The following is a 14,604-nucleotide window of genomic DNA, read 5'->3' as shown; positions in this document are numbered from 1 at the left end:
GTGTGTATGTGCGGTTCTGGATGATCGTCAATTTGCATCGTTTGTCTCCTTTCTTTGTTTTAAAACAGCAGAAAATCCTGCCATAAAATGGCAGGACTAAAAAACTTATTATCTGTTTTCGTTCAAGCTTTAACTCCATAGGGCAATGTAATGAGCTTAGTCTTGACCTTCGCGACCAGGACTGTTGACCAACGAGTAGTGTCTCCACTGCTTTGCGGTAGTCATCCGTATCCCTATGGTAGCCTCACCTACCGTTTTCGCCTTTCAGTATAAACCTTTAACTAGTAAAAGTCAACGATTTATCTCATTTTCTTAAATCACAATCAATTCTTTCGGAGCAAGGGTTAATAATTCGCAACCTGTCTCTGTGATCAGAATGTCATCTTCGATACGAACCCCGTATTTACCTTCGATATAGATACCTGGTTCATCAGTTAGGACCATACCCGATTTAATAACTTCTGTAGAAGTTTGGCTAAAGTATGGCTCTTCGTGGATATCAAGTCCGATACCATGTCCGATACCGTGTGTAAAGTATTGTCCATAGCCTGCTTCCACAATGATATCACGAGGGATTTTGTCAAAGTCACGGAAACCTAAGCCAGCCTTAGCTTGGTCAATCAGAGCTTGGTTAGCCTTTAAAACAGTGTTGTAGATTTCTGCTTGTTCGTCGCTCACATGGCCTAGGTAGATAGTTCTTGTCATGTCACTGACATAATGCTCGTAAAGGCACCCAAAGTCCATAGTGATAGCTTCGCCTAGTTCTACTGGCTTGTGCATTGGGTGGGCATGGGGTTTAGAAGAGTTGATGCCACTCGCTAAGATTGTGTCAAAAGACAAACCTGCCGCTCCCAGCTCACGCATACGGAAATCAAGGAAGTTGGCAATTTCAATTTCAGTCTTCCCTGGCTTGATAAATTCAAGGGCATCGTGGAAAGCTTGGTCAGAGATAGAACAAGCCTTACGAATAGTCGCAATCTCTGTCTCATCCTTAATCATGCGAAGCGCTTCAACAAACTGTGTCTGAGGAATTAATTCCAAACCTTCAAAAGCAGCTTGCATGCGGTGGTAATAAGAAACCGAGATTTCATCTTCAAACCCGATACGAGAAAGACCCGTATCTTTTGTAATTTTTGCAATAGTAGCCAACTCGTCACGTTCTGCAAAAATCTCAAAACCAGTAACTTCCTGCTTAGCAGCGATGATATAGCGGGCATCCGTCACCAAAATTTGACGGTCACGACTGATAAAGACCGTACCATTTGAACCCCAAAATCCTGTCAAATAATAGACGTTTTTAAGGTTATTGATAATGATTCCATCTAGTTCTTTTTCTTGCATTTTATCGAGAAATGCTTGCACACGTTTATTCATGATGTAACTTTCCTTTCAAATACTGTCCTGTATAGCTAGCTTCATTAGCAGCTACTTCCTCTGGAGTTCCTGTTGCAATGATGGTACCACCACCAACACCGCCTTCTGGACCTAAATCGATGATATGGTCTGCTGTTTTGATGACATCTAGATTGTGCTCAATCACGAGAACTGTATTACCGTCATCTACAAAGCGAGACAAGACCTTCAGTAGACGCGCGATATCCTCAGTATGCAAACCAGTTGTCGGTTCATCAAGAATGTAGAAGGACTTACCTGTCGAGCGCTTGTGAAGTTCACTAGCCAACTTCATACGCTGCGCTTCTCCACCAGAAAGTGTTGTAGCTGGTTGTCCCAAGGTCACATAGCCTAGACCAACATCTTTGATAGTCTGGAGTTTGCGTTGAATTTTCGGAATGTGTTTGAAAAATTCTACCGCATCGTTGACGGTCATATCCAAGACTTGCGAGATATTCTTTTCCTTATAATGAACTTCCAGGGTCTCACTGTTGTAGCGGGTTCCGTGGCAGACTTCACAAGCCACGTAAACGTCTGGTAAGAAGTGCATTTCAATCTTAATAATCCCATCACCCGAGCAGGCCTCACAACGACCACCCTTGACGTTGAAACTAAAACGACCTTTCTTATAACCACGAATCTTGGCTTCATTTGTTTGAGCAAAGAGGTCTCGAATGTCATCAAAGACACCTGTATAGGTTGCAGGATTGGACCTTGGAGTTCGTCCGATAGGACTCTGGTCGATGTCAATCAAACGATCGATATGCTCAATCCCTGAGATAGTCTTAAACTTTCCAGGCTTATCTGAATTGCGGTTAAGCTTTTGAGCAATGGCTTTTTTGAGAATACTGTTAATGAGTGTCGACTTCCCTGAACCAGAGACACCTGTCACCGCGATAAATTTCCCGAGTGGGAAGCGAGCGGTGATATTTTGCAAGTTATTCTCACGCGCTCCAGTCACCTCAATGAAGCGACCATTTCCTACACGGCGTTCTGACGGCACTGGAATCGCACGTTTTCCTGATAGATACTGTCCTGTGATGGATTTACTGTTTCGAGCCACCTGCTTAGGCGTTCCTGCTGCTACAATCTCTCCACCAAAGACCCCTGCACCAGGGCCAACATCAATCAAATAATCCGCCTCTCGCATAGTATCTTCATCGTGTTCCACCACGATAAGCGTATTACCCAAATCCCGCATCTTTTTGAGACTGGCAATCAGGCGATCATTGTCCCTCTGGTGAAGACCGATAGACGGCTCATCTAAGATATAGAGGACTCCTGAGAGATTGGAACCAATCTGAGTCGCCAAGCGAATACGCTGGCTCTCCCCACCTGATAATGTTCCTGCTGAACGAGAAAGGGTTAGATAGTTAAGCCCCACATTATTGAGGAAGGTTAAGCGATCCTTTATTTCCTTAAGAATCGGACGAGCAATGATGGCTTCGTTTTTTGATAGGGTCAACTGTTCAATAGCTTCTAAGTGGTCTGCGATGGAGAGGTCTGAAATTTCTCCGATATGAGGTCCTTTCTCTCCTCCTACACGAACAGATAAGGCCTGATCATTGAGGCGATAACCGTGACAAGTGCCACAGGTTAGCTCATTCATATAAAGACGCATCTGTGTGCGGGTGTAGTCGCTATTGGTTTCATGGTAACGTCGCTTAATATTCCCTATAATACCTTCAAAGGGAATGTCGATATCACGAACTCCACCGAATTCATTTTCATAATGGAAATGGAACTCTTTCCCATCTGAACCATAGAAAATGAGATTCTTATCCTCCTCTGACAAGTCTTCAAAAGGAGTATCCATATCCACTCCAAAGGCTGTCATGGCTTGTTCTAGCATATTTGGATAATAGTTAGAAGAGATAGGGTTCCAAGGTGCTAAGGCTCCCTCACGAAGGGTCTTGCTAGCATCTGGTACGACTAAGTCCGTATCAACCTCTAGCTTGATCCCCAAACCATCACACTCACTACAAGAACCAAACGGTGCATTGAAAGAGAAGAGACGAGGTTCTAGTTCCGGAACTGTAAAGCCGCAAACTGGACAAGCATAGTGTTCTGAAAAGAGTAACTCCGAATCATCCATAGTATCGATAACCACATAACCTTCTGCGATACGAAGGGCTGCTTCTATGGAATCAAAGAGACGACTACGGATACCTTCCTTGATGATAATACGGTCTACCACCACATCGATGTTGTGTTGTTTATTCTTTTCAAGTTCAGGAACTTCAGTCACATCATAGACAACCCCATCGACACGGACACGAACATAGCCATCCTTTTGAATTTTTTCAATCAGAGTCTTATGCTGACCCTTTTTCTTACGAATGACAGGCGCTAAAATCTGCAGACGCTGGCGCTCTGGCAATTCCAAAACCTTGTCTACAATTTGTTCGACAGACGATGCCTTGATAGCCCCATGTCCATTGATACAGTAAGGTGTTCCTACACGTGCATAGAGGAGACGTAGGTAGTCGTTGATTTCCGTCGTAGTTCCTACAGTTGAGCGAGGGTTTTTACTAGTCGTTTTCTGGTCAATAGAAATGGCAGGGCTGAGACCATCGATAGAGTCCACATCTGGTTTTTCCATATTGCCCAAAAACTGACGAGCATAAGCTGATAGGCTCTCTACGTAGCGGCGTTGCCCTTCTGCATAAAGGGTATCAAAAGCAAGACTGGACTTGCCAGAACCCGATAGCCCCGTCACCACAACTAGCTTGTCACGTGGAATTTCCACATCAATATTTTTTAAATTATGGGCGCGTGCCCCATGGATGACAATCTTATCTTGCATGTTACTTCTTTCTAGTCCATTGTTGCTTTCCATTATACCAAAAAAAGTGAAATTCTATTACCAAAAAAGCCGATTTTGTAGTATAATAGTACGGTGCTAAAAATCACTTAAACACAGAATAGATTAGGAAAGGATAGGAGATATGAAACAAGTCTTTCTCTCAACAACAACTGAATTTAAAGAGATCGATACGCTCCAGCCGGGCACTTGGATCAATCTCATCAATCCTACCCAGAGCGAATCGATGGAAATCGCTTCTGCTTTTGATATTGATATCGCTGACCTCCGTGCACCACTCGATGCGGAAGAAATGTCTCGTATTACCATTGAAGATGAATACACTCTGATCATCGTGGACGTTCCCATTACCGAGGAGAGAAATAATCGCACCTACTATGTGACCATTCCCTTGGGGATTATCATCACCGAAGAGGCTATTATTACCACTTGCTTGGAACCTCTCCCACTTCTAGATGTCTTTATCAATCGGAGACTTCGAAATTTCTATACCTTTATGCGTTCGCGCTTTATCTTTCAAATCCTCTACCGCAATGCGGAGATTTACCTAACTGCCCTACGTTCAATCGAACGTAAGAGTGAGCAAATCGAAACCCAACTTCACAAATCTACTCGAAATGAAGAATTGATTGAACTCATGGAGTTGGAAAAGACCATCGTCTACTTCAAGGCCTCTCTTAAGACAAACGAGCGCGTGATTAAAAAATTGACCAGCGCAACTAGCAATATTAAGAAATACCTTGAAGACGAAGATCTACTTGAAGACACATTGATTGAAACGCAACAGGCCATCGAGATGGCGGATATCTATGGAAACGTCCTTCACTCTATGACAGAGACCTTTGCCTCTATCATTTCAAACAACCAGAACAATATCATGAAAACCTTGGCCCTCGTGACCATCGTTATGTCTATCCCGACTATGATTTTCTCAGCTTACGGAATGAACTTTAAGGACAATGAAATCCCTTTAAACGGAGAACCGCATGCTTTCTGGCTCATCGTCTTTATCGCCTTTGCTATGAGTGTTTCTCTCACTCTTTACCTCATCCATAAAAAATGGTTCTAAACAGGAGTTATTATGTCACAGATTGATTTAAAAGAATTAACAAAGAAAAACCAGGAATTTATCCATATTGCAACCCAGCAATTTCTCAAGGACGGAAAGACAGATGCTGAAATCAAGGCTATCCTTGAAGAAGTGATTCCTCATATCCTTGAGGAGCAACCAAAGGGAGTGACTGCTCGTTCTATCTACGGAGCACCAACTCACTGGGCTCACAGCTTTAGTGAAAAAGAGCAATACGAAAAAGAACATCCAAAGGAAAATGACGATCCAAAATTGATGATGTTGGATTCAGCCCTTTTCATCACAGGACTGTTTGCAGTGGTTAGCGCCTTGATGAGCTTCTTCTCAAACCAACCCGTAGCTTACGGATTGGTAACACTTATCAGTGTAGGGGCCTTTGGTGGAGTTGCCTTTTACCTTCTCTATCACTTCATCTACCGCTACTACGGACCAGATACTGACCGTAGCCAACGCCCTCCATTCTGGAAATCACTTTTGGTTATGTTAGCAACTATGTTTGCATGGGTTCTCATTCTCTTCTTGAGCAACTTCCTTCCACAAGCCATCAACATCAGCCTCCCACCACTTGTTTTATTGGTGATTGGAGGAGCTCTCCTTGCCCTACGTTTCTACCTCAAAAAACGTTTCAACATCAAGAGCGCAAGTGCTGGACCTGCTAGATATTAAAATAAACAATAAAAGTAGTGTGTTTTACAGACAGACTACTTTTATTATGGCTCCAAAGCTTTTTTTTATTCTCAAAAGAAGTAAACACATTTTCTAATAACATTCTAATGTAAAGTCTTCCCTTGGAATCCCGAGGTTTTATCCTTGAATCCAAGTTGTTTTTCTGTTATGCTAATAAAGTAATAAGGAGAAATATATATGACTAAACAGAGAATTAATCAAGTTGTTGGTTCAATTGGTGCCTTTATCGGGATTATTGTATTTATAGCCTACATCCCCCAAATTTTTGCCAATTTACAAGGAAATAAAGCTCAACCATTTCAACCTTTATCAGCAGCAGTCTCTTGCTTAATCTGGGTCATTTATGGATGGACAAAAGAGCCTAAGAAAGACTGGATTCTAATCATTCCAAACTCGGCTGGGGTTATCCTTGGCGGACTGACCTTCCTTACTGCTCTATAAGAATGCAACTAATATAAAAAGAAAAAGTAACCACACGATTGGTTGCTTTTTACTACTTTCTTGATCTAAAAGCCTTCTTCTGGCTCTAATTCTTGTTGTTTCCCCTCATCTTTTGTGATACAATAGCATCAATTTATTTCTAGGAGGATAATATATGTCTTCTACTATTGGAATTGTTAGTTTGTCTAGTGGCATTATCGGAGAAGACTTTGTCAAACACGAAGTGGACTTGGGGGCCCAACGACTCAAAGACCTCGGACTCAATCCTATCTTTTTACCTCATTCACTAAAAGGTTTAGACTTTATCAAGAACCATCCTGAAGCACGTGCAGAGGATTTAATTCAGGCCTTTTCTGATGATAGCATCGACATGATACTATGTGCCATCGGTGGAGACGATACCTATCGTTTATTACCCTATCTTTTTGAAAATGACCAACTAGAAACAGTTATCAAACAAAAGATTTTTCTTGGCTTCTCGGATACGACCATGAACCACCTCATGTTGCATAAACTAGGCATCAAGACTTTTTACGGCCAATCATTTCTAGCAGACATTTGTGAGTTAGACAAAGAAATGTTGCCATACAGCCTCCACTACTTTAAAGAATTGATTGAGACTGGAAAAATCTCAGAAATCCGCCCTAGCGACCTTTGGTATGAGGAAAGAACTGACTTCAGTCCCAAGGCTCTGGGAACACCTCGTGTCAGCCATACAAATACAGGTTTTGACTTGTTACAAGGCAATGCTCAGTTTGAGGGAGAAATCCTCGGTGGTTGTCTTGAGTCTCTCTATGATATTTTTGACAACTCTCTACACGCAGATAGCACAGATCTCTGCCAAAAATACAAACTTTTCCCTGACTTGTCAGACTGGGAAGGAAAAATCCTCTTGCTAGAAACAAGTGAAGAAAAGCCTGAACCTGATGATTTCAAAAAAATGTTGCAGGCTTTAAAAGAAACTGGGATATTTGAAGTCATCAGTGGACTCTTGGTCGGAAAACCTATGGATGAAACCTTCTATAACGACTATAAAGAGGTATTATTGAATATCATTGATAGCAATATCCCAATTGTCTATAATCTAAACGTTGGCCATTCCACACCAAGAGCAATTGTCCCCTTCGGAGTCCACGCCCATGTAGATGCAACGGAGCAAGTCATTCGCTTTGACTATAACAAAGAAAGCTGAGATAGAATTCTCAGCTTTTTTCTATATTCTCAGATGTTCTAGACATCTAACGTCACTTATTTCCACTTTTCCATTCACAATCATTCTCATGGTCATCAACCAAACCTGCAGCTTGTAGAAATGACAAAACTGCGACAGGACCTGTAAACTTAAAGCCTCGTTTTTTGAGATCTTTGGATAATTTTTCAGATAGAGCTGTTTTGGCAGGCGCCTGTCTGTAGTCAGGCACATCATTGACCATGGTTTTCCCACCGACAAAAGACCAAAGATAGGCATCAAAAGAACCATAGTCTGTCTGCACTTGTAGAAAGGCCTGGGCGTTGGCACGTGTCGCAAAAATCTTAGCTCGATTTCGGATGATCGCTACATTGTCCATTAAAGCTTCCAATTCAGAGTCAATCATCTCTGCGACCGCTTGAATTTGATATCCGTGAAACGCTTCTCGGAAGGCTTGACGTTTATTGAGCACTGTTTCCCAAGAAAGACCAGCCTGATAGGTTTCCATGCAAAGCAACTCAAAAAGAGCTCGGTCATCATGGAGAGGTTGCCCCCACTCTTCATCATGGTAGGCTACATACAGAGGGTTGTTCGTTTTAACCCAGCCACAGCGTTTTGGCATAGAAATCTCCTATTTCACCAACATCTTAAGGGCCGACTTGATATAATTCTCTGCTGTATCAGTCGTTCCTTCAAAGAATTTCTTAATTTTCTTGAGCTCTGTTGCCTTGTAGCCCAGTGCCAACATGGCTTCCATAGCTTCCTCCAGTTCTTGGTTGTCACTGCTAGATGGAACTGCAGCCTTAGCAGGGAGATCGTCTCCTGCCACAACAACTTTCCCTTCTAGATCCAATACCATCTGTTGGGCTGTTTTCTTCCCGATTTTAGGGAACTTGGTCAAGTAGGTGATGTTCTTAGTCTCGATGGCTTGAACCAAGCCAGCATTGTCATCCGCTGCGATGATGGCAAGAGCAGAAACAGGGCCAATGCCTGATACAGAAATCAAGCTGAGAAAGAGTTTCTTCTCGTCTTCTGAACGGAAACCGTAAAGTAGATGAGCATCTTCACGAACAACTTGATGCACATAGATTTGCGCTTCTTGATTGACTTGCCCTGAGTAGGCATAAGGGTTAGCCACATGCAGAATGTAGCCGATACCGTTAGTTTCTAGAACGATGTATTTAGCAGTAATTTTGGTAATAATACCCTTTAGATATTCGTACATAATTTTCCCTTCAATTTATACTCAATGAAAATCAAAGAATAAACTAGGAAGCTAACCGTAGGCATAACTTAAGTTAGACAAGGTAAGGCTGACGCAGTTTGAATTTGATTTTCGAAAAGTTTTAGTATTTTCCTAGCTCTCGTAGGCTTGTGTGATTTTCCTGAATGCGACGGAACATCTTTTCCATGTCTGACTTGGTAAAGTGTACCAAAACAGGGCGTCCATGGGGACAGTTGTATGGGTTGTCGCATTTAGAGAGCTGATATAGAAGTTGTCTGGCCGAGTGGTCATCGATACGGTGGTTAGCCTTGATGGACCGCTTGCAAGACATCATAATGGCTAGCTCTGCTCGGTATTTCTTGATCGAAACTTCCTTGGTCAAGAGGAGCATGTCGCACATTTCATAGATCCCAGACTCGATTTCCTCCTCTGCCATCCAAATGGGATGTTCGCGCAAGATAAATTGATTCTCCCCGTACTCTGCTAGAAAGACGCCTACTTCCTCTAAAAGAGACATTCTTTCTTTGAGACGAAGGGCATCATCCGCAGGAAATTCAAAAATATAGGGTACTAGGAGTTGCTGCTGGCTCTGGTCAACATTGCCAATGCTCTCACGGTACTCCTCATACTTAACCCGTTCCTGAGCCGCGTGCTGATCTATGATGTAGAGCCCATCTCGACCTTGGGCAAAAAGATAGGTCCCATGCATCTGTCCGAAAAATTCCAACTCTGGGAAGCTTGAAGATTCTTCCCGCTCCAACTTGTCATAAGCCTTATCCAGACTAGCCAGGTCTAACTCTGGATGGTCCAGTTGGTCATAGTTAGCTGGCTTTCTCTCTGCAAAATGCAGTTTAGCTGGCTTGGTCATCTGGTCTAAGGTTTCCTTAGCAAACAGATTCAAATCCTGTTTCTCTTCAGTCAGGTTCACCTGATGGTCTGCCACCTCAGCTTGTGTCGGTCTGGTCGGTTCATTTTTTTCATAATAGAGCGTATTTTCTCTCAGTGGCAAAGTCGTTTGCTCTACTTTCTCACGATTGCGAACGGTAGATTTAACCAGATTTTCCAAGGCATCTGGAATCAAGGTCTGTTCCTTGAGACTCTTTGCAATAGCTTCTGAAACCAGAGCCATCAGTTCTCTTTCCTTGGAAATCCGCACCTCTTGCTTGGTTGGGTGCACATTGACATCTGCTAGATAAGGATCGATATGGATGTGAATCACAGCCAGCGGAAAACGCCCCACCATGAGCTTGCTACCGTATCCATCTAAAATGGCACGATTGAGCAGGAAATTCTTGATATAACGCCCATTGATAAAAAGGCTGATATAGTTACGATTAGCCCGTGTTAATTCCGGCAATGAGACAAAGCCTGAAATTTCAAAGTCTAGGTCAGAATTCTCAATCTCAACCATCTTTTTGGCACTGGCTAAACCATAAATCCCAGCAATGGCTTGACGCAGTTGACCTGTACCAGCTGTTCGTGTCATTTCCTTGCCATCACTAATCAGACTAAAGGAAATCTCCGGATGGGCTAGCCCCAGACGATTGACAATATCAATGATATGAGACAACTCTGCCTGCTGGCTCTTCATATACTTGAGACGAGCCGGTGTATTGAAAAAGAGGTCTTCCACACAAACCTTAGTCCCCACAGGACTGGTCGCTGGAATGATTTCCTCAACTTCTCCCCCACGAGCCACTAGCTTGGTCCCGTGACTGGCACCGTCCACCGCTGTCAACAAGGTTAAGACACTGACAGATGCGATAGAGGGCAAGGCCTCACCACGAAAACCGAGGGTCCGAATCCGAAAAAGATCCGCTTGATTCTTAATCTTACTGGTCGCATGACGACGGAGGGCTAACTCGACCTCATCGTGGGCAATCCCGTGACCATTATCGGTGATTTGGATCTTCTTAAGCCCAGCTTCCTCGATTTCAACGATAATCTGGCTAGAGCCAGCATCAATGGCGTTTTCAACTAGCTCCTTGACTACACTAGCAGGGCGTTCGATAACTTCTCCTGCCGCGATTTGATTGGCTAAGACTTCCGGCAATTCAATAATATGAGACATCTTTCAGCCCCTTTCTTAACTATTTTTATCTATTTCTCTGAAAATAATACTCTTCAAAAATCTCTTCAAACCACGTCAGTCTCGCCTTGCCGTACTCGAATACAGCCTGCGGCTAGCTTCCTCATTTGCTCTTTGATTTTCATTGAGTATAAACTAGTGCTATTATACCATATTTCACTCGTTTCCAAAAAAGTCCAAGCACCAACTTTCTCCCCTAAGATACTAGGCTATTTCCTGACTTTGTGGTACAATAGGTAGAAACAATATTTTAAAAAGGAGAAAAGACACATGCACATTTTTGATGAGCTAAAAGAGCGTGGTTTGATTTTTCAAACGACTGATGAAGAAGCTTTGCGTAAAGCCCTAGAAGAAGGTCAAGTTTCTTATTATACTGGCTACGATCCAACTGCTGACAGCCTTCACCTAGGCCACCTTGTCGCAATCTTAACAAGTCGTCGTTTGCAGTTAGCAGGTCACAAACCATATGCGCTCGTTGGCGGTGCTACAGGTCTCATCGGAGATCCGTCCTTCAAAGATGCTGAGCGTAGTCTCCAAACAAAAGACACAGTAGATGGCTGGGTCAAGTCTATCCAAGGACAACTTTCTCGCTTTCTTGACTTTGAAAATGGTGAAAATAAAGCTGTCATGGTCAACAACTACGACTGGTTTGGCAGCATCAGCTTCATTGACTTCCTCCGTGATATCGGAAAATACTTCACTGTCAACTACATGATGAGTAAGGAGTCTGTGAAGAAACGTATTGAAACAGGGATTTCTTACACTGAGTTTGCCTACCAAATCATGCAAGGATATGACTTCTTTGTTCTAAACCAAGACCACAATGTTACTCTTCAAATCGGTGGTTCTGACCAATGGGGAAACATGACAGCTGGTACTGAGTTGATGCGCCGTAAGGCAGACAAGACTGGTCACGTAATTACTGTTCCACTCATCACAGACGCAACCGGTAAGAAATTTGGTAAATCAGAAGGAAACGCAGTTTGGCTCAATCCTGAAAAGACTTCTCCATACGAAATGTACCAATTCTGGATGAACGTCATGGACGCTGACGCTGTTCGCTTCTTGAAGATTTTTACTTTCTTGTCATTAGACGAGATTGAAGACATCCGTAAACAATTCGAAGCAGCACCACACGAACGCTTGGCTCAAAAAGTCTTGGCTCGTGAAGTTGTGACTCTTGTCCACGGAGAAGAAGCTTACAAAGAAGCCCTTAACATCACTGAACAACTCTTTGCAGGAAATATCAAAAATCTTTCTGTCAAAGAACTCAAACAAGGACTTCGTGGCGTGCCAAACTACCAAGTACAAGCAGACGAAAACCACAACATCGTAGAACTCCTCGTGTCTTCTGGTGTAGTTAACTCAAAACGTCAAGCTCGTGAAGATGTTCAAAATGGAGCTATCTATGTCAACGGCGACCGCATCCAAGACCTTGACTATGTCTTGAGTGACGCAGATAAGTTAGAGAACGAACTCACTGTTATCCGCCGTGGTAAGAAAAAATATTTTGTATTGACTTACTAAACTGTTCAACATTTACCTATGAAAAAAGGAGTTAACCTCGAGAAAGGTAACTCCTTTTTGCTGTTAATAGTCCCCCACCTATCCCTTAATAGACAGGCTACGCAGTACAATACGTAAGGTTGTTAGATTATGTAAGATAGAGAGATTTGAAGGACTGAGCCAATTAAACAAGCCAAAGCCAATCAAACTACTATTTACGACAACGGTATCTTGAATATTCTTCTTGATGAGTGTTTGCAAAGATGATGATAGCGAATCCAACTCTTGGAAGAAATCCAAACGATTATCTAACAATAAGATATCGCTCATCTGCTTAGAAATATCTGCACTCTCATTCATCACCACACCGATATCTGATAGGGTTAGAGCCGCTGAGTCATTCAAGCCATCTCCAACCATCAAAATAGTGTGACCTGCTTTCTGCAGTTCCTCTACTAACTCAAATTTTCCATCAGGTTTCAAGTCTGTATAGACCTGATCAAAGGGCAAATCTTTGACTAATTCCTCTGTTCTAACCAAGGTGTCCCCTGTTGCCAGAATCAATTTTTTCCCTTGTGCCTTAAGTTTTTCCAAGGCTGCTTTTGCTTCTTTTCTCAAAGGAGTATGAATGCAGAACATTCCAATCAATTCATTCTGATAAGCCAAGAATAAGAGATTGTAGTGACTCTTGTACTCTTCAATTAAAGCATTTTGTTCTGAACTGATATGAATTTGCTCATCCTGCATCAAAACATAATTCCCAATAAGAACTGGTTGCCCATCTATATGAGATTTGATCCCCTTACTTGCGATATATTGGAGTTTCCCATGCATTTCCTCATGTTCAATCCCCTCTATCTCAGCTTGATTGACGATGGCATTAGCGATAGGATGATAGATGTGTTCCTCAAGACAGGCACTGATTCTTAAGATTTCTTCCTCACTATAATCTCCAAAAGGTAACACCTTTTCAACTATAGGATAGCTAGTTGTGATTGTCCCAGTCTTATCAAATAAGAAGGTATCAACTTCCAGGTATTTCTCCAGAACATCTCCATCCTTAATCACCATTTCACGGTTCAACCCCTCCTTGATAGCTGTCAAATAAGCTACAGGAGTAGAGATTTTCAAAGCGCAGGAGAAATCGACCAATAGGAAAGAAATAGCCTTAGAAAAAGAACCTGTCAATAGGTAAGTCAGCCCAGCCCCCAAGAAATTATATTTGACGACCTTATCCGCCATCTTGATGAAATAGCGTTGTTTCGTTTTCTTGTTTTCTTCAGATTTCTTCATCAACTCAATCAGCTGTAAAATACGGCTGTTCATCTGATTATCGGTTACACGAATGTGCAACTCTCCAGTTTCTAATACTGTATTTGCACAAACCAAATCAGACTCTCTTTTTTCAATTGGAAAACTCTCTCCCGTCAAGGAACTTTCGTTGACCATACCTAAACCTGAAACCACTTGTCCATCAAACAGAATTTCATTTCCTTGAGATAAGATCAAGACATCTCCTATTTGAACATCGGAACTCTTGATACTAACAACCGTATCCCCCTGTACTAAGAATACGTCGCTCTCTTTTGCAAGAAGGCTTTGTTCTAAATCTGTTGCAGTTTTTTTCAAAGACCACTGATCTAAACGATTCCCCAAATCAAGCATAAACATGATATTGCTAGCTGTCTTGGATTGGCTCATAAACAAGGACAATAAAATCGCCGAACAGTCCAAGACTTCCATCGTTAGTTCCTTACGCGCTAGTGTTTGATAGGCTTCTCTGATATAACCCAAAGCCTGATAACAAGTCCATATATAGCGAATAGGATACGGCACAAAACTACGAAAAATCATACGCTTAATCGCTGCACCTGAAACAATAGAATAAGCACTCTCTTCTCTACGAATGGGAAGAGTCATCAACTCAGAAACTTTTCCTTTATCAATTCTTTTTAAAAAGGCTTCTGCATTATCTAATACAGAAAAGCCTTCTTTTATACGTAGAGTAAAGTGCTGTTGATCCATGTAAAACTGGATAGACTCAATCCCCTTTTCATCTCTCGCCAAGGAACGAAGATAGTCTTGAATATCCAAGGTGAGTGAAAAAGAAGATGATAGTCGGATATGTTGGTATCCTTTATGTAGCACTTTAAAAGACATA

Annotated in this window: 11 protein-coding genes and 1 riboswitch; of the genes, 5 read left to right on the top strand and 6 right to left on the bottom strand. The window is 42.3% G+C overall.

The window, feature by feature from the left end; translation table 11 throughout:
- Positions 1 to 106: 106 nt before the first annotated feature.
- Positions 107 to 260: riboswitch (M-box (ykoK) riboswitch) on the bottom strand.
- A gap of 52 nt (positions 261 to 312) precedes the next feature.
- Both K1I61_RS05855 and uvrA read right to left on the bottom strand, forming a co-directional pair.
- Complete coding sequence (locus tag K1I61_RS05855) at positions 313 to 1,374, bottom strand: M24 family metallopeptidase (protein ID WP_223334120.1); 1,062 nt, start codon at positions 1,372 to 1,374, stop codon at positions 313 to 315.
- Positions 1,367 to 4,198, bottom strand: a complete 2,832-nt coding sequence (gene uvrA, locus K1I61_RS05850; protein ID WP_223334122.1) for an excinuclease ABC subunit UvrA — start codon at positions 4,196 to 4,198, stop codon at positions 1,367 to 1,369. Before uvrA ends, K1I61_RS05855 begins: the two co-directional genes overlap by 8 nt.
- Positions 4,199 to 4,340: 142 nt before the next feature.
- Between uvrA and K1I61_RS05845 the strand changes: the two genes are divergently transcribed.
- From K1I61_RS05845 to K1I61_RS05830, 4 genes are all read left to right on the top strand, one after another.
- Positions 4,341 to 5,285, top strand: coding sequence for a magnesium transporter CorA family protein (locus K1I61_RS05845; protein ID WP_223334124.1), 945 nt, complete (start codon positions 4,341 to 4,343; stop codon positions 5,283 to 5,285).
- 12 nt (positions 5,286 to 5,297) lie between these two features.
- The gene (locus K1I61_RS05840) at positions 5,298 to 5,972 is read left to right on the top strand and encodes a DUF1129 domain-containing protein (protein ID WP_016466360.1); all 675 of its coding nucleotides are present in this window, start codon (positions 5,298 to 5,300) and stop codon (positions 5,970 to 5,972) included.
- Positions 5,973 to 6,170: 198 nt separating this feature from the next.
- Positions 6,171 to 6,434 carry a SemiSWEET family transporter gene (locus tag K1I61_RS05835; RefSeq protein ID WP_016466361.1) on the top strand — a complete coding sequence of 88 codons (264 nt, stop codon included), beginning with the start codon at positions 6,171 to 6,173 and terminating at the stop codon, positions 6,432 to 6,434.
- Between the two features lie 154 nt (positions 6,435 to 6,588).
- Positions 6,589 to 7,626, top strand: a complete 1,038-nt coding sequence (locus tag K1I61_RS05830) for a S66 family peptidase (protein WP_223334125.1) — start codon at positions 6,589 to 6,591, stop codon at positions 7,624 to 7,626.
- Between the two features lie 52 nt (positions 7,627 to 7,678).
- Here the strand turns inward: K1I61_RS05830 and K1I61_RS05825 are convergent, their stop codons facing one another.
- From K1I61_RS05825 to mutL, 3 genes are all read right to left on the bottom strand, one after another.
- Positions 7,679 to 8,245 carry a DNA-3-methyladenine glycosylase I gene (locus K1I61_RS05825; protein WP_223334127.1) on the bottom strand — a complete coding sequence of 189 codons (567 nt, stop codon included), beginning with the start codon at positions 8,243 to 8,245 and terminating at the stop codon, positions 7,679 to 7,681.
- A gap of 9 nt (positions 8,246 to 8,254) precedes the next feature.
- Complete coding sequence (gene ruvA / locus K1I61_RS05820) at positions 8,255 to 8,848, bottom strand: Holliday junction branch migration protein RuvA (protein ID WP_223334129.1); 594 nt, start codon at positions 8,846 to 8,848, stop codon at positions 8,255 to 8,257.
- Positions 8,849 to 8,969: 121 nt separating this feature from the next.
- Positions 8,970 to 10,919 carry a DNA mismatch repair endonuclease MutL gene (gene mutL / locus K1I61_RS05815; RefSeq protein WP_223334130.1) on the bottom strand — a complete coding sequence of 650 codons (1,950 nt, stop codon included), beginning with the start codon at positions 10,917 to 10,919 and terminating at the stop codon, positions 8,970 to 8,972.
- A 288-nt stretch (positions 10,920 to 11,207) separates the two neighbouring features.
- Between mutL and tyrS the strand changes: the two genes are divergently transcribed.
- A complete protein-coding gene (gene tyrS, locus K1I61_RS05810) occupies positions 11,208 to 12,464 on the top strand; it encodes a tyrosine--tRNA ligase (protein WP_223334132.1) in 1,257 nt (418 codons plus the stop codon).
- A gap of 78 nt (positions 12,465 to 12,542) precedes the next feature.
- Here the strand turns inward: tyrS and K1I61_RS05805 are convergent, their stop codons facing one another.
- A complete protein-coding gene (locus K1I61_RS05805) occupies positions 12,543 to 14,603 on the bottom strand; it encodes a heavy metal translocating P-type ATPase (RefSeq protein WP_223334134.1) in 2,061 nt (686 codons plus the stop codon).
- Position 14,604: the final 1 nt, after the last annotated feature.

The sequence above is a fragment of the Streptococcus infantis genome, from assembly GCF_019929665.1.
In the GTDB taxonomy this organism is placed as follows: Bacteria; Bacillota; Bacilli; order Lactobacillales; family Streptococcaceae; genus Streptococcus; species Streptococcus infantis_H.
The sequence above is the reverse complement of the archived record's forward strand: the minus strand, read 5'-3'. Positions and strand labels throughout refer to the sequence as shown.